The organism is Pseudomonas syringae group sp. 247E2 (assembly GCF_032587795.1).
GTDB lineage: Bacteria > Pseudomonadota > Gammaproteobacteria > Pseudomonadales > Pseudomonadaceae > Aquipseudomonas > Aquipseudomonas amygdali.
This window is the reverse complement of record NZ_JAWHPK010000020.1, coordinates 86,150-102,713: the sequence shown is the minus strand read 5'-3', so window position 1 is coordinate 102,713 and position 16,564 is coordinate 86,150. Positions and strand designations below refer to the sequence as shown.

At 59.1% G+C, this 16,564-nt stretch carries 11 protein-coding genes; all 11 read left to right on the top strand.

Annotated features, from left to right (window positions below; genetic code table 11):
- Positions 1–60 precede the first annotated feature (60 nt).
- The 11 genes from RYC18_RS18985 (at position 61) to RYC18_RS18935 (ending at position 16,453) form a co-directional block, all read left to right on the top strand.
- A complete protein-coding gene (locus RYC18_RS18985) occupies positions 61–1,125 on the top strand; it encodes a pilus assembly protein PilM (protein WP_002551652.1) in 1,065 nt (354 codons plus the stop codon).
- On the top strand, positions 1,125–1,724 hold the full coding sequence (locus tag RYC18_RS18980; protein ID WP_004654254.1) for a PilN domain-containing protein: 600 nt from the start codon (positions 1,125–1,127) through the stop codon (positions 1,722–1,724). The genes RYC18_RS18985 and RYC18_RS18980 overlap by 1 nt, the downstream gene beginning before the upstream one ends.
- Positions 1,721–2,344, top strand: coding sequence for a type 4a pilus biogenesis protein PilO (pilO, locus tag RYC18_RS18975; protein WP_002551654.1), 624 nt, complete (start codon positions 1,721–1,723; stop codon positions 2,342–2,344). Before RYC18_RS18980 ends, pilO begins: the two co-directional genes overlap by 4 nt.
- On the top strand, positions 2,341–2,868 hold the full coding sequence (gene pilP, locus RYC18_RS18970) for a type 4a pilus biogenesis lipoprotein PilP (protein ID WP_002551655.1): 528 nt from the start codon (positions 2,341–2,343) through the stop codon (positions 2,866–2,868). The genes pilO and pilP overlap by 4 nt, the downstream gene beginning before the upstream one ends.
- Before the next feature lie 47 nt (positions 2,869–2,915).
- Positions 2,916–5,021 carry a type IV pilus secretin PilQ gene (pilQ, locus tag RYC18_RS18965; protein WP_005743117.1) on the top strand — a complete coding sequence of 702 codons (2,106 nt, stop codon included), beginning with the start codon at positions 2,916–2,918 and terminating at the stop codon, positions 5,019–5,021.
- 4 nt (positions 5,022–5,025) lie between these two features.
- Entirely contained in the window at positions 5,026–5,544 is a 519-nt protein-coding gene (gene aroK / locus RYC18_RS18960) for a shikimate kinase AroK (RefSeq protein ID WP_002551657.1), read from the top strand.
- Between the two features lie 115 nt (positions 5,545–5,659).
- A complete protein-coding gene (aroB, locus tag RYC18_RS18955) occupies positions 5,660–6,763 on the top strand; it encodes a 3-dehydroquinate synthase (RefSeq protein WP_002551658.1) in 1,104 nt (367 codons plus the stop codon).
- A 10-nt stretch (positions 6,764–6,773) separates the two neighbouring features.
- The gene (locus RYC18_RS18950; RefSeq protein WP_005778690.1) at positions 6,774–8,393 is read left to right on the top strand and encodes an SPOR domain-containing protein; all 1,620 of its coding nucleotides are present in this window, start codon (positions 6,774–6,776) and stop codon (positions 8,391–8,393) included.
- A 360-nt stretch (positions 8,394–8,753) separates the two neighbouring features.
- Positions 8,754–13,199, top strand: coding sequence for a glutamate synthase large subunit (gltB, locus tag RYC18_RS18945; RefSeq protein WP_005743114.1), 4,446 nt, complete (start codon positions 8,754–8,756; stop codon positions 13,197–13,199).
- Between the two features lie 122 nt (positions 13,200–13,321).
- A complete protein-coding gene (locus RYC18_RS18940; protein WP_002551661.1) occupies positions 13,322–14,740 on the top strand; it encodes an FAD-dependent oxidoreductase in 1,419 nt (472 codons plus the stop codon).
- Positions 14,741–14,905: 165 nt separating this feature from the next.
- Complete coding sequence (locus RYC18_RS18935) at positions 14,906–16,453, top strand: amidase family protein (RefSeq protein WP_316886601.1); 1,548 nt, start codon at positions 14,906–14,908, stop codon at positions 16,451–16,453.
- Positions 16,454–16,564: the final 111 nt, after the last annotated feature.

The window sequence follows — 16,564 nt, the reverse complement described above, 5'->3', positions numbered from 1 at the left end:
CGACAGTGACGTTGGCCCGAAATAACTCCGTAAGTGGCGGAAACTCATAGGAATCAGGTTGTGTTCGAACTCTTCAGTAAGAAGGCCAACACCCTTCTAGGGATCGATATTAGCTCCACCTCGGTAAAACTCCTGGAATTGAGTCGTTCCGGCACTCGTTACAAGGTCGAGTCTTACGCAGTCGAGCCGTTGCCGGCCAACGCTGTCGTCGAAAAGAATATTGCCGAGCTCGAAGGGGTTGGTCAGGCGCTGTCTCGCGTGCTCGCCAAGGCCAAGACCAGCGTCAAGATCGTGGCGGTCGCCGTAGCCGGTTCCGCCGTGATCACCAAGACGATTGAAATGGACGCCGGTCTTTCCGACGACGACATGGAAAACCAGCTCAAGCTTGAGGCTGACCAGTACATCCCTTATCCGCTGGAAGAAGTCGCCATCGATTTCGAAGTGCAGGGCTACTCGGTGCGCAATCCCGAACGCGTCGAAGTATTGCTGGCTGCCTGCCGCAAAGAGAACGTCGAAGTGCGTGAGGCGGCGCTGGCTCTGGCCGGGCTGACTGCGCGCGTGGTGGACGTCGAGGCCTATGCCCTGGAGCGCTCGTTCGGCCTGCTGGCTGCGCAACTGGGTAACGGTCATGACGAGCTTACCGTGGCGGTGGTCGATATCGGTGCCACCATGACCACCCTCAGCGTGCTGCATCATGGCCGGATCATCTATACCCGCGAGCAACTGTTTGGTGGCCGCCAGCTGACTGACGAAATCCAGCGCCGCTATGGGCTTTCCATGGAGGAGGCCGGGCTTGCCAAGAAGCAGGGCGGGTTGCCCGACGACTATGTCAGCGAGGTGCTGGACCCCTTCAAGGATGCGTTGGTGCAGCAGGTCTCCCGTTCTTTGCAGTTCTTCTTTGCGGCCGGTCAATACAACTCCGTGGATCACATCATGCTGGCAGGCGGCACGGCTTCGATTTCAGGGCTGGAGCATTTGATTCAACGACGCATTGGCACCCCGACGATGGTCGCCAACCCGTTTGCCGACATGGCCCTGAGCTCCAAGGTCAATGCCGGGGCGCTGGCCAGTGACGCTCCCGCGTTGATGATCGCGTGCGGTCTGGCGTTGAGGAGCTTCGACTGATGGCGCGGATCAACTTATTACCGTGGCGCGAAGAGCTTCGCGAAGAACGTAAAAAGCGCTTCCTGACCGCGCTGGTCGGCGTGTTGGTGGTGTCAGTCGGTATTCTGTTTCTGATTGATCGTTACGTCAGCAACGCCATTGAGCATCAGATGGCGCGCAACGCGTTTGTGCAGACGCAGATCGCTCAGCTCGATATACGCATCAAGGAGATCAGCGACCTGAAGGCGCGTCGCAAACAGTTACTTGAGCGCATGAAGATCATTCAGGACCTGCAAGGCAACCGCCCGATCACGGGGCGTGTATTCGATCAACTGGCGCGCACTCTTCCGGATGGCGTTTATTTCTCGCAGGTCAAAATGACCGACAAGCTGATTGCCATCAGTGGCGCTGCCGAATCGAATAACCGGGTTTCCGACCTGATGCGCAACCTTGAAGCCTCTGACTGGCTGGAAGCGCCGAGCCTGACTGAAGTGAAGGCCACGACTGCAGGGGCTGTGGATCAGGCCAACGTCTTTCAGTTGACAGTGCGTCAGACCCAGCCGCCGGTTGCCGCGGCTGCACCCGCTGCAACCACGCCCGCTACAGGAGCCAAGCCATGAATATGTCTGAATGGCTGGAAGGGCTTCGCAAGGTTGACCTGAGCGAGCTGGACCTGAACAACCTGGGTTCCTGGCCAGCAGCGGTCAAGGCCATTGCCGGCGTGCTGGTCGCGGTACTGATTTTCGCACTGGGCTACTTCTTCTTTATTCAGGACCTGGAAACCCAGCTGGAAAGCGCACAGAACAGTGAAGTGACGCTCAAGGAGCAGTTTTCCAACAAGGCCTTCCAGGCTGCCAACCTTGAGCCTTACAAGAAGCAGATGGAAGAAATGGAAAACACCTTCGGTGCTCTGCTGCGGCAATTGCCCAGCGACACCGAAGTGCCTGGCTTGCTTGAGGATATAACCCGGACCGGACTGGGAAGCGGGCTTGAGTTCGAGGAAATCAAACTGCTGCCCGAGGCGGTTCAGCAGTTCTACATCGAGCTGCCGATACAGATCACGGTAGTCGGTGGTTATCACGACCTGGCAACCTTCGTCAGCGGTGTCGCCAGCCTGCCGCGCATCGTCACGCTGCATGATTTCGAGATCAAACCGGTCGATCCGAAGGTGCCGACCAAGTTGCGCATGAGCATTCTGGCCAAGACCTACCGCTACAACGATGAAGGGCTGAAGAAATGAGGGCGGCGCGATTGCTGTGCGTCAGTGTGGTTATGACAGGGTTGGCCGGTTGCGGTAATGACAATGATTTTGCCGACCTGTCGGCGTTCATGGATCAGGCCAGAGCGCGCCCGAGCGGCACTATCGAGGCCCTGCCAAAGTTTCGTCCGTATGAAGCGTTCACCTACAACGCCTCTACGCTGCGCAGTCCTTTTCAGCCGCCGGTCAAGATCGACCTGCTCAACCGCCAGAAGGGCTCGCGGCTGGTAGCACCGGACGAGCACCGGGTCAGGCAGTTCCTGGAAGGGTTCAATATCGAGTCGTTCGAGATGGTCGGCACGATTGGCAACGAGTCAGGGACATTTGCCCTGTTGCGCGGTGCGGGAGGCGTTCATCGCGTCAAGGTGGGAGATTACCTGGGCCGTAACAACGGCCGGGTAGTGTCAATCGGTGATGCGCAGGTAGATGTCATTGAAATTGTTCCTGATGGAGAGGGGGCCTGGCTGGAAAGGCCGCGCACTATCGCCCTCAAAGAACGCTCATGAAGTGGGCAAGGCCAAGTATGCACAGTAGCGCTCAACGGAAATTGATCATGACCCGGATTTTCTCGATTATCGGCGTGTCGTTATGCATCGCGATGCTTTCGCCGGTTCTCCAGGCTGCCAACCTCAAGACCCTGGATGTCGCCGCCCTGCCGGGTGATCGCATCGAGCTCAAGCTGGCATTCGACTCGCCGGTGCCTGCGCCGCGCGGTTACACCACGGCGCAACCTGCGCGTATTGCGCTGGACCTGCCGGGCGTGACCAGTCAGTTGGCGACCAAAAGCCGTGAACTCGGTAACGGTAACGCACGCAGCGTGGTCGTTGTACAGGCTCAGGACCGCACGCGGGTAATCATTAACCTGACCACGCTTTCGCCCTACAGCTCCCGCGTCGACGGTAACAACCTTTACGTGGTTATCGGTCAGGGCGCAGCCGCTGCGCAGGCTTCCCAGCCAACCACCGCGATGGGCGCGCAACGGGTAGCGGTGCCGCCACCCACTCCGGCATCTGCCAAACCGTTTATCCCTGCGGGCGTCAAGGCCATCAGGAATGTCGATTTCCAGCGCGGCGAGCTGGGTGAAGGCAATGTGATCATAGATTTGAGCAACCCCGGCATTGCCCCGGATATTCAGGAGCAGGGCGGCAAGATTCGCGTCGACTTCGCCAAGACCCAACTGCCCGAACCGCTGCGCGTGCGGCTGGACGTCAAGGACTTCGCCACGCCGGTGCAGTTTGTCAGTGCGTCGGCTACGGGCGACAAGGCCAGTATCCTGATCGAGCCGTCGGGTGCCTTCGACTACTCGGCGTTTCAGACCGAAAACAAGCTGACCATCAGTGTGCGGCCGTTGACCAATGAGGATCTGGACCGCCGCGCCGCTGACAAACCGGTGTACACCGGTGAAAAGCTGTCGCTGAACTTCCAGGACATCGACGTACGCTCGGTGCTGCAACTGATTGCCGACTTCACCAACCTCAATCTGGTAGCCAGCGACACGGTTCAGGGCGGTATTACTCTGCGTCTGCAGAACGTGCCATGGGATCAGGCGCTGGACCTGGTGCTGAAAACCAAGGGCCTGGACAAGCGCAAGGTCGGCAGCGTTCTGCTGGTCGCGCCCGCCGATGAAATTGCTGCCCGCGAGCGTCAGGAGCTTGAATCGCTCAAGCAGATCGCCGAGCTGGCGCCCCTGCGTCGTGAATTGTTGCAGGTCAATTACGCCAAGGCTGCCGATATCGCCAAGCTGTTCCAGTCGGTGACCAGCGCCGAGTCCAAGACCGACGAGCGTGGCTCGATCACTGTGGACGACCGGACCAACAACATCATTGCCTATCAAACCCAGGACCGGCTCGACGAACTGCGTCGCATCGTCTCGCAACTGGACATTCCGGTGCGTCAGGTGATGATCGAGGCGCGCATCGTCGAGGCCAACGTCGATTACAACAAGCAACTGGGTGTGCGCTGGGGCGGCTCGACCAACACCAGCGGCAATGGAAAATGGACAACCTATGGCCTTGATAATAATGGCGATGAGGCAGGTAACACTGGCAGCAACGTGACCTCCAACGTGCCGTTTGTCGATATGGGCGCATCTGGTGCAACCTCAGGCATTGGCCTGGGCTTCGTCACCAACAATACGTTACTGGACCTTGAGCTGAGCGCGATGGAGAAGACCGGTAACGGTGAAATCGTCTCCCAGCCCAAGGTAGTCACTTCCGACAAGGAGACCGCCAAGATCCTCAAGGGCACCGAGATCCCGTATCAGGAATCCAGCTCCAGCGGTGCAACCACGGTGAGCTTCAAGGAAGCCTCGCTGTCGCTTGAGGTAACGCCGCAGATCACGCCGGACAACCGCATCATCATGGAGGTCAAGGTCACCAAGGATGAGCCGGACTACCTGAATGCGGTGCTTGGTGTACCACCGATCAAGAAAAACGAGGTCAACGCCAAAGTGCTGATTTCCGATGGCGAAACCATCGTCATTGGTGGTGTGTTCTCAAATACGCAAAGTAAAGTTGTCGATAAAGTGCCATTTCTTGGCGATGTACCGTATCTTGGCCGGCTTTTCAGGCGCGATGTGGTATCCGAGTCCAAATCCGAGCTGTTGGTATTTTTGACTCCGCGTATCATGAACAACCAGGCGATTTCTGTGAGTCGTTGATTTTGTGCGAAATTTAATACTTGTGGGGCCGATGGGTGCTGGCAAAAGCACCATCGGCCGTTTGCTTGCCAAAGAGTTGCGACTGCCGTTCAAGGATTCCGACAAGGAAATCGAGTTGCGCACGGGCGCCAATATCCCGTGGATCTTCGACAAGGAAGGCGAGCCGGGTTTCCGTGAGCGCGAGCAGGCCATGATTGCCGAGCTGTGCGAAGCCGATGGCCTGGTTCTGGCCACCGGTGGCGGTGCCGTCATGCGCGGTGAAAACCGTCAGGCGTTGCGTGCCGGTGGGCGCGTGGTGTATCTGCATGCTTCCATAGAACAGCAGGTCGGGCGCACCGCGCGTGACCGAAATCGTCCTTTGTTGCGTACCGCTGATCCGGCCCGGGTGCTCAGTGAATTGCTGGCTATCCGCGACCCGCTTTATCGGGAAATCGCCGACGTGGTGATTGAAACCGATGAGCGGCCACCCCGAATGGTGGTTCTCGAGATATTGGCGCGCCTTGCAGAGCTTCCTCCCCGTTAAAGCGCAGGCGAAAATGCGCTATTCTCGTCGACCAGCAAAACAGCGACGGTGCATGGCCTTGCGTCATGACCTGCTGAAGCACAAACCGTCCAACCGGTAATCAATGTGGGGACACATGCAGACACTTAAGGTCGAGCTTGGTGAGCGTAGCTACCCGATCCATATTGGCGAAGGCCTGCTGGATCAGCCAGAGCTCCTGACCCCGCATATCGTCGGGCGTCAGGTGGCTATCGTTTCCAACACGACAGTGGCACCGCTGTATCTGGAGCGTCTGACGCAGACCCTGGCCGGTTACAACGTTCTTCCGATTGTTCTGCCCGATGGCGAGGCGTTCAAGAACTGGGAAACCCTGCAGACCATTTTCGATGGCCTGCTGACCGCTCGTCATGATCGCCGCACCACGGTCATCGCCCTGGGTGGCGGTGTGATTGGCGACATGGCCGGGTTTGCTGCCGCCTGTTATCAGCGCGGCGTGAATTTCATCCAGATCCCCACCACGTTGCTGTCCCAGGTGGACTCCTCGGTGGGCGGCAAGACCGGCATCAATCATCCGCTGGGCAAGAACATGGTGGGGGCCTTCTATCAGCCAAGCGTCGTGCTGATCGATACCACCTCGCTCAATACCCTGCCCGAGCGTGAGCTGTCCGCCGGGCTGGCAGAGGTCATCAAGTACGGCCTGATCTGCGACGAGCCGTTTCTGACCTGGCTTGAAGAGCACGTCGACGCGCTGCGCGGACTGGATCAGGCGGCGCTGACCGTGGCCATCGAACGCTCCTGTGCAGCCAAGGCGCTGGTGGTCGGCGCCGACGAGCGTGAGTCCGGTGTCCGCGCCACATTGAACCTGGGTCACACATTCGGTCACGCCATCGAGACGCATATGGGCTATGGTGTCTGGCTGCATGGCGAGGCAGTAGCTGCCGGTACGGTCATGGCGCTGGAAATGTCCTCGCGTCTGGGCTGGATCAGCACGCAGGATCGGGATCGCGGTATTCGCCTGTTTCAGCGCGCCGGGCTGCCGGTGGTGCCACCACAGGACATGACGGAAGACAATTTCCTCGAACACATGGCGATCGACAAGAAAGTCATCGACGGTCGCTTGCGTCTGGTGCTGTTGCGCCAGATGGGTGAAGCGGTTATCACGGACGATTATCCAAAAGAAGTATTACAGGCCACTCTGGTTGCGGACTATCGCGCCCTGGTGGATCAGCTTAGAGGTTAACGGAAAACCCATGACTAGTTTGCATGCCGACGAGGCCTTCCTCGGCCATTATCAGTTGAGTCATGACCCCTTTGCAGCGCGGGTACCTGGCTTCAAATTCTTTCCTGCCCAGCGCAAGCCTGTACTGGGTCAGCTTCATCATCTGGCGCGTTACAGCCAGTTGTTGCTGGCAGTGACCGGGCCGCAGGGCAGCGGCAAGACCCTGCTGCGTCAGGCGCTGGTAGCAAGCACCAACAAGCAGTCGGTGCAAAGCGTTGTGGTTTCTGCGCGCGGCGCTGGCGATGCGGCAGGTGTGCTGCAGCAGGTTGCCCAGGCGCTGAGCGTTGCCCAGGCTGAAATGCAGGCGATCCTGTCGCAGGTCGTGCAGCTCGGGCTGACCGGCCAGGAAGTCTACTTGCTGGTTGACGACGCGGAACAACTGGGCGATTCGGCGCTCGAAGCGTTGCTGGGTCTTGCTGCGGGAACGCCTGAAGGGCGTCCGCATGTATTCCTGTTCGGAGAGCCATCGCTGCTCGATCGTCTTGATCAGATGTGTGCCGACCTGCAGGGCGATGTCGAAGGCGAACGCTTTCACGTCATCGAGCTGCAACCCTATACGGAAGAGGAAACCCGAGAGTATCTGGCTCAGCGTCTGGAGGGTGCAGGGCAAGGAATCGCGTTGTTCACTGCCGACCAGATCACCGATATTCATGAACAGTCCGATGGCTGGCCTGGGGCAATCAACCAGGTAGCCCGCGATTCAATGATCGAGGCGATGATCGCGAGTCGTTCCGCGGTCAAGCGTCCAAGTGTGGGGTTCAACATGCCGAAAAAACACGTATTGGCCTTGGGTGCCGTCGTCATAGTGGCCGTGGCAGCAGCAGTGCTGATCCCGGGTCGCGGTGACAAAACGGGCACGCCAGCCAATGCCCCTGCTTCTGCTCAGGCGCAATTGCCGCTGGGCGAGGGCAAGCCAACTGCTCAGCAATCGAACAACGGTAGCCCGGCCATCGAGTTCGCGGGCAATTCCCAGCCGATGCCGCTGCCGATGAATGGCAACTCGCAACCGGTGATGCGCGGCCCGCTGGCTGAAGCAGCCGGGTCGAGTGATTCCGACGAAGACGCGGTGCCGACAGGTTCTCCTGCCCAGCCGCCGACCGTGACCACCACTGCGCCGCCTGCGGGCGTGCCTGCCGGTCAGGCTGCCGCCCAGACGCCACGCTCGTCTATTCCTGCCCCAGCCGCCAAGCCGGCGCCAGCGCCTGCACCTGCGCCTGCTCAGGTCGCCACAGCCAAGCCCGCTCCGGCCCCGGCTGCCAAGCCTGCGGAAAAACCTGCGCCAGCAGCCGCCAAACCGGCTGCCGGTAGCAATTGGTACAGCAGTCAGGCGCCAGGCCATTATGTGGTACAGATTCTGGGCACCAGCTCCGAAGCGACCGCTCAGGCCTACATCGCAGAGCAAGGTGGCGAGTACCGTTATTTCAAGAAAACCCTGCAGGGCAAGCCGCTGTACGTCATCACGTATGGCAACTTTCCTGACCGTGCTGCCGCCCTGGCAGCCATCAAAGTATTGCCAGCCAAGGTTCAGGCTGGTAAACCTTGGCCCCGTACTGTCGCCAGCGTCCAACAAGAGCTTGGTGCCAGTCGCTGAAGTCGCAGCGGCCTTATCCGGGCCGCTTCACCCAGCCAGCCTGACTTAACCCGCAAAGCGCGCCACCTGATTGGTGCGCGCCTTGCGGCGTCTGCGTTACAAGCGCTTTACAGTCTCCCGTCGCGTCAGTCAGATACTTGAAGAAATGCTTTGACTAGCACAGCGACCCGTTTTAAAACTTTCATAATTGCGACATTGATTATCAACCAGTCGTCGTTAAATTTGTTAGCCCTTGTGTCGCTGTGTACAATGACCTCCGTTTTGCCTGTCCGAAGCTGGCGTGCGTTCGGCGTGACAGGTAATTGGTTGAATTAAAAGGAAATTTGCCTCGCATAGAGGCAGCCTGGTGAGAAAGTGTCTATGAAAGCAGGTCTGTACCAACCAGATGAATTCAAGGATAACTGCGGCTTCGGCCTGATCGCTCATATGCAGGGCGAGCCCAGTCATCACCTGTTGCAGACGGCCGTTCAGGCCCTGACCTGCATGACCCACCGTGGCGGTATCAACGCCGACGGCAAGACCGGTGACGGTTGCGGTCTGTTGATTCAGAAGCCCGATGGCTTCTTGCGTGCGATGGCCAAAGAGCACTTCGGTGCCGATCTGCCCCGCCAATATGCTGTGGGCATGGTGTTCCTTAATCAGGACGACGCCAAGGCGGACGCCGCACGCGAAAACATGAACCGCGAGATCCTCGCCGAGGGCCTGGAACTGGTCGGCTGGCGTCAGGTGCCGATCGATACCAGCGTCCTGGGCCGTCTGGCACTGGAGCGCCTGCCGAAAATCGAGCAGGTGTACATTGGTGGTGAAGGCCTGAGCGATCAGGAATTCGCCATCAAACTGTTCAGCGCGCGCCGCCGTTCGTCAGTGTCCAACGCCGCAGATACCGATCATTACATCTGCAGCTTTTCGCACAAGACCATCATTTATAAAGGCCTGATGATGCCGGCCGATCTCACGGCCTTCTTCCCGGACCTGAGCGACGAGCGTCTGCAGACTGCCATTTGCGTGTTCCACCAGCGCTTTTCCACCAATACCCTGCCGAAATGGCCGCTGGCGCAGCCGTTCCGCTTTCTTGCCCACAACGGCGAGATCAACACCATCACCGGCAACCGCAACTGGGCACAGGCGCGCCGCACCAAGTTCACCAACGACCTGATGGATCTGGACGAGCTGGGCCCGCTGGTCAACCGCGTGGGTTCGGACTCATCGAGCATGGACAACATGCTTGAGCTGATGGTGACCGGCGGCATCGACCTGTTCCGTGGCGTGCGCATGATCATTCCGCCTGCGTGGCAGAACGTCGAGACCATGGACCCGGATCTACGCGCCTTCTATGAATACAACTCCATGCACATGGAGCCGTGGGACGGCCCGGCCGGCATCGTGATGACCGAAGGTCGTCATGCCGTCTGCCTGCTCGACCGCAATGGCCTGCGCCCGGCGCGCTGGGTCACGACCAAGAACGGCTACATCACCCTGGCGTCGGAAATCGGCGTGTGGGACTACAAGCCTGAAGACGTTATCGCCAAGGGCCGCGTTGGTCCTGGGCAGATCTTTGCCGTGGACACTGAAACCGGTCAGATCCTCGACACCGACGCCATCGACAACCGTCTCAAGTCGCGTCATCCGTACAAGCAATGGCTGCGCAAGAATGCCCTGCGCATTCAGGCCACCATGGAAGACAACGACCACGGCTCGGCTTTTTACGACAGCGAGCAGCTCAAGCAGTACATGAAGATGTATCAGGTCACGTTCGAAGAACGCGATCAGGTGCTGCGCCCGCTGGGTGAACAGGGCCAGGAAGCTGTGGGCTCGATGGGTGACGACACACCGATGGCGGTGTTGTCGCGTCGTGTGCGTTCGCCCTACGATTACTTCCGCCAGCAGTTCGCGCAGGTCACCAACCCACCGATCGACCCGCTGCGTGAAGCCATCGTCATGTCGCTGGAAATCTGCCTCGGTGCCGAGCGCAATATCTTCCAGGAATCGCCAGAGCACGCCTCACGCGTAATCCTTAGTTCGCCGGTCATTTCGCCAGCCAAATGGCGTTCGCTGATGAACCTGGAGCGTCCGGGCTTCGAACGCCACATCATTGACCTGAACTACGATGAAAGCCTGGGTCTTGAAGCCGCTGTGCGCAGCGTTGCCGATCAGGCCGAAGAGGCTGTGCGTGCCGGTCGTACCCTGATCGTGCTGAGCGACCGACACATCGCACCGGGCAAACTGCCGGTGCATGCTTCGCTGGCGGTCGGCGCGGTTCACCACCGTCTGACCGAACAGGGCCTGCGCTGCGACAGCAACATCCTGGTCGAAACCGCAACCGCGCGTGACCCGCACCATTTCGCCGTATTGATCGGCTTCGGCGCGTCGGCGGTCTATCCGTTCCTGGCCTATGAAGTGCTGGGCGATCTGATCCGTACTGGCGAAGTTCTTGGCGATCTGTACGAAGTCTTCAAGAACTACCGCAAAGGCATCACCAAGGGGCTGCTCAAGATCCTGTCGAAGATGGGTATCTCGACCGTTGCGTCCTACCGTGGCGCGCAGTTGTTTGAAGCCATCGGTCTGTCCGAGGAAGTTTGCGACACCAGTTTCCGCGGTGTGCCGAGCCGCCTGAAAGGCGCGCGTTTCGTCGATATTGAAGCCGAACAGAAAGCGCTGGCAGCCGAAGCCTGGAGCACGCGCAAGCCGATCCAGCAAGGCGGTCTGCTCAAGTTCGTGTTTGGTGGCGAATACCATGCCTACAACCCGGACGTGGTCAGCACCCTGCAAGCCGCCGTGCAGCAGGGCGACTACAGCAAGTTCAAGGAGTACACCTCGCTGGTAGACCAGCGTCCGGTGTCGATGATTCGCGACCTGCTACAGGTCAAAACGCTTGACCAGCCGCTGAGCATCGACGAGATCGAGCCGCTGAGCGAAATCCTCAAGCGCTTCGATTCGGCCGGTATTTCTCTGGGTGCCTTGTCGCCGGAGGCTCACGAAGCGCTGGCTGAGGCAATGAACCGCCTGGGCGCGCGTTCCAACTCCGGTGAAGGCGGCGAAGATCCGGCGCGTTACGGCACCATCCGCAGCTCCAAGATCAAGCAGATCGCCACGGGCCGCTTTGGTGTAACGCCCGAATACCTGGTCAATGCCGATGTGCTGCAAATCAAGGTTGCACAGGGTGCCAAGCCGGGCGAGGGCGGGCAGCTGCCGGGTGGCAAGGTCAATGGCCTGATCGCCAAGCTGCGCTATGCCGTACCGGGCGTGACGCTGATTTCGCCGCCGCCGCACCACGACATCTATTCCATCGAAGATTTGTCGCAGCTGATTTTTGACTTGAAACAGGTCAACCCGGCGGCGCTGGTTTCGGTCAAGCTGGTGGCAGAAGCAGGCGTTGGCACCATTGCCGCTGGCGTGGCCAAGGCCTATGCCGACCTGATCACCATTTCTGGTTACGACGGCGGCACCGGTGCATCGCCGCTGACCTCGATCAAGTACGCTGGCGCGCCGTGGGAGCTGGGTCTGGCCGAAACTCACCAGACCCTGCGCGGCAACGACCTGCGCGGCAAGGTCCGGGTGCAGACCGACGGTGGCCTGAAAACCGGACTGGACGTGATCAAAGCGGCCATTCTCGGTGCTGAAAGCTTCGGTTTCGGCACCGCGCCGATGATCGCGCTGGGCTGCAAATACCTGCGTATCTGCCACCTGAACAACTGCGCTACCGGCGTTGCGACGCAGAACGAAAAGCTGCGCAAGGACCACTACATCGGCACCGTCGATATGGTGATCAACTTCTTCACCTACGTGGCTGAAGAAACCCGTGAGTGGCTGGCCAAGCTGGGCGTTCGCACGCTGGAAGAACTGATCGGCCGTACCGACCTGCTGGATATCCTGCCGGGCGAAACCGAGAAGCAGCAGCATCTGGACCTGACACCGTTGCTGGGCAGCGACCACATTCCGGCTGACAAGCCTCAGTTCAGCCTGGTGGATCGCAACCCGCCGTTCGACAAGGGTCTGTTGGCCGAGCAGATGGTGGAGATGGCCAAGCCGGCCATTGAATCGCTCAGCGGTGGCGAGTATGAACTGGACATCTGCAACTGCGACCGTTCCATTGGCGCACGGATTTCCGGCGAAATCGCCCGATTGCACGGCAACCAGGGCATGAACAAGGCACCGATCACTTTCCGCTTCAAAGGCACTGCCGGTCAGAGCTTCGGAGTGTGGAACGCCGGTGGCCTGAACATGTATCTGGAAGGCGATGCCAACGACTACGTCGGCAAGGGCATGACCGCTGGCAAGTTGGTGATCGTGCCGCCCAAGGGCAGCCCGTTCAAGACCAACGAGAGCGCGATCATCGGCAACACCTGCCTGTACGGCGCAACCGGCGGCAAGCTGTTTGCGGCGGGCACGGCGGGCGAGCGTTTCGCGGTGCGTAACTCGGGTGCCCACACCGTTGTGGAAGGCACTGGTGATCACTGCTGCGAATACATGACCGGTGGTTTCGTCTGCGTACTGGGCAAGACCGGCTACAACTTCGGTTCCGGTATGACTGGCGGTTTCGCTTACGTGCTCGACCAGGACAACACCTTCGTTGACCTCGTCAACCATGAGCTGGTCGAGATCCAGCGCATCAGCGGCGAGTCGATGGAAGCCTATCGCACACACTTGCAGAGCGTTCTCAACGAGTACGTGGCTGAAACCGACAGCGAATGGGGCCGCAATCTTGCGGAAAACCTGGACGACTACCTGCGTCGTTTCTGGCTGGTCAAACCCAAGGCTGCCAACCTGAAATCGCTGCTCTCCAGCACTCGGGCGAATCCGCAATAAAAGCAGCTGCTAGCGGTGAGCTTCAAACCGCAAGCCAACGGCAGTGCGCTAATTGCCTGCGATCACGATTTTTTGCAGCTTCAGGCTTGTAACCTGAAGCTGCCGTAAAGAGGCTCCAGAGAATGGCTGAACGTCTCAGTAACGACTTCCAGTTCATCGACGTCGGACGTAAAGACCCGAAGAAGAAACTGCTGCGTCAACGCAAGAAGGAGTTCGTGGAAATCTACGAACCGTTCAAGCCCCAGCAGTCCGCCGATCAGGCGCATCGCTGCCTGGGTTGCGGCAACCCGTATTGCGAGTGGAAGTGCCCGGTGCACAACTTCATTCCCAACTGGCTCAAGCTGGTCGCCGAGGGCAATATTCTCGCGGCGGCGGAGTTGTCTCATCAGACCAACACTCTGCCGGAAGTCTGCGGCCGCGTGTGCCCGCAGGATCGCCTGTGTGAAGGTGCCTGCACGCTGAACGACGGTTTCGGCGCGGTCACCATCGGTTCGGTCGAGAAGTACATCACCGACACCGCGTTTGCCATGGGCTGGCGTCCGGACATGTCCAGAGTCGTGCCAACCGGCAAACGCGTCGCCATCATTGGTGCAGGGCCTGCAGGCCTGGGCTGTGCCGACGTGCTGGTGCGCGGCGGCGTGACGCCGGTGGTGTTCGACAAGAATCCGGAAATCGGTGGTCTGCTGACCTTCGGCATCCCCGAGTTCAAGCTGGAAAAATCCGTACTCAGCCATCGCCGTGAAGTGTTCACCGGCATGGGCATCGAGTTCCGGCTCAACACCGAAGTCGGCAAGGACGTCACCATCGATCAACTGCTCGAAGAATACGATGCTGTATTCATGGGCATGGGCACCTACACCTACATGAAAGGCGGCTTCCCCGGTGAGGATCTGCCGGGCGTGCACGATGCGCTCGACTTCCTGATCGCCAACGTCAACCGCAATCTGGGCTTTGAAAAGGCCCCGGAAGATTTTGTCGACATGAAAGGCAAGCGTGTTGTGGTTCTGGGCGGTGGCGACACGGCGATGGACTGCAACCGCACCTCGATCCGTCAGGGTGCCAAGTCGGTGACGTGCGCTTATCGTCGCGACGAAGAAAACATGCCTGGCTCGCGTAAGGAAGTGAAGAACGCCAAGGAAGAAGGCGTGAAGTTTCTCTACAACCGTCAGCCTATCGCCATCGTGGGCGATGGCAAGGTCGAAGGCGTGAAGGTGGTCGAGACGCGTCTCGGCGAGCCTGATGCTCGTGGTCGTCGCAGCCCGGAGCCGATTCCGGGTTCCGAAGAGATCATCCCGGCCGAAGCCGTGGTCATCGCCTTCGGCTTCCGCCCAAGCCCGGCACCATGGTTCGAGCAGTTCACCATCAGTACTGACAGCCAGGGCCGTGTCGTGGCCCCGGAACAGGCGCAGTACAAGCACCAGACCAGCAACCCGAAGATCTTCGCCGGTGGCGACATGGTGCGCGGCTCCGACCTGGTGGTGACCGCTATCTTCGAAGGCCGTAATGCGGCTGAAGGCATTCTGGATTACCTGGGCGTCTAAACCTTGTGTTGCCAGAGCGCGCCGTTACTGAGGCGCGCTCTGACAACAGGCGTCTACCCATCACGGGTGATTTACCGACTTTTCTGACATCCCTTCTGCGCCCTCCTTCCTAAGCTCGGTGTAACTCGCTCAAGACGAGCGTTTTATCAACCAGGGAAGGACATCATGAAAAATCAGTTTGGTTTCTGCCTCGCGCTCTCGATAGCGCCCTTTGCATTTGCCAGCCAGACACCCGCCAACTTCGATGGACCCGTTTTCGGTTCGATCATCGAAAACAAGGCTGTTTACTTTGAATCCGGTGTCGAGCTTCAGCGACGCATGAGTGCAGGCAACCTGACCTCTGTCGGGCTGGTGACAGACTTGCTTCAGCGCATCGAAGTGCTGAACAAAAATGGCCCGGCGCTCAACGCTGTCATTGAAATCAACCCCGACGCTCTGCAGATAGCCGCGCAAATGGACGGGGAGCGTTCTCGCGGGGAGAAACGTGGGCCGCTGCATGGCATCCCCATACTGGTAAAAGACAATCTTGATACGGGCGATCAGATGCAGACCACTGCGGGCGCTCTCTCAATGGTCGGATTGCCTGCTCCACGCGATGCTTTTGTGGTGCAGCGGCTTCGCGATGCCGGCGCGATCATTATCGGCAAGGCCAATCTCAGCGAATGGGCGCATTTCCGTGGGTACGAGGTACCTAGCGGCTGGAGCAGCCGAGGCGGGCAGACGCGTCATCCCTATGACTTGAGCGCTGATCCGCTTGGCTCCAGCTCAGGTTCGGCAGTGGGTCTTGCAGCTGGATTTTCACCTTTGGCGGTAGGCACCGAGACCAATGGTTCGATCATTCAACCTGCCGCCACGAGTGGTGTCATAGGGCTTAGGCCTACGCTGGGTCTGCTTAGTCGTACCGGTATGATTCCGCTCTCCAGTCGTCAGGACACCCCCGGCCCAATGGCGCGAACGGTCACGGATACCGCGATCCTGCTGACGGCGATGAGCGGCAACGACCCTCTCGACGAAGCCACCGCCCGAGCCTCCACCGATGGAGTGAACTATGTCGACCACCTCAGAACGGACGCCTTGCGCGGCAAGCGCCTGGGCTATCCAAACCACACCCATGACGGCATGCCAATGGATGACGATCCTGAATTCCAAAAGGTGAAGAGTCGTCTGAGTGCTGCCGGGGCGATACTGGTTCCCGTCGATGTTCCGTCGATTGATAGCACTTCAGAGTATTTAGTGCTGCTGCATGATTTCAAGCGCGAGCTTAACGCTTACTTGAGCACACGCACCGGGCTGGGTGTCAGCACGCTGGATGAGATCATTGCATTCAACACCGCGTTTCCTGGGGCGCAAGCTTATGATCAGGATTTATTGATTGACTCCTCCAGCGTGTCTGTAGATCAGGAGGATTACCTGTCGATTGCAACCAGCTTGCGTGCTGCTCATCGACAATTGATCGATGGGCTCTTGCAGCAACACTCGCTGGACGTGCTCATTGACTGGTCAGAGGTTTCTTTCAAAGCGGTTGGCGCTATCGCAGGTTATCCGGGAATAACCGTGCCTGTCGGGCTCGAAGAGAATGGCCTGCCAAGAGGGTTATATTTTCTTTCCACTGCCTGGGATGAAGGTGCTTTGCTGAGCTATGCCTACGCACTTGAACAGGCGCTTGCAACATCGGCAGCCTCGGTTCATTCGGGTATCAGCCAGGCTGATTGATTCCCTATCCCTGTCTGGTGCAGGCCAGGCCTGGATGTCAGGGACGGGCGTCGGAAAACGGTTTTGTGACGTTTTGAAATAATCCGGTCCCGGAAGTACAACCGCCTTTCA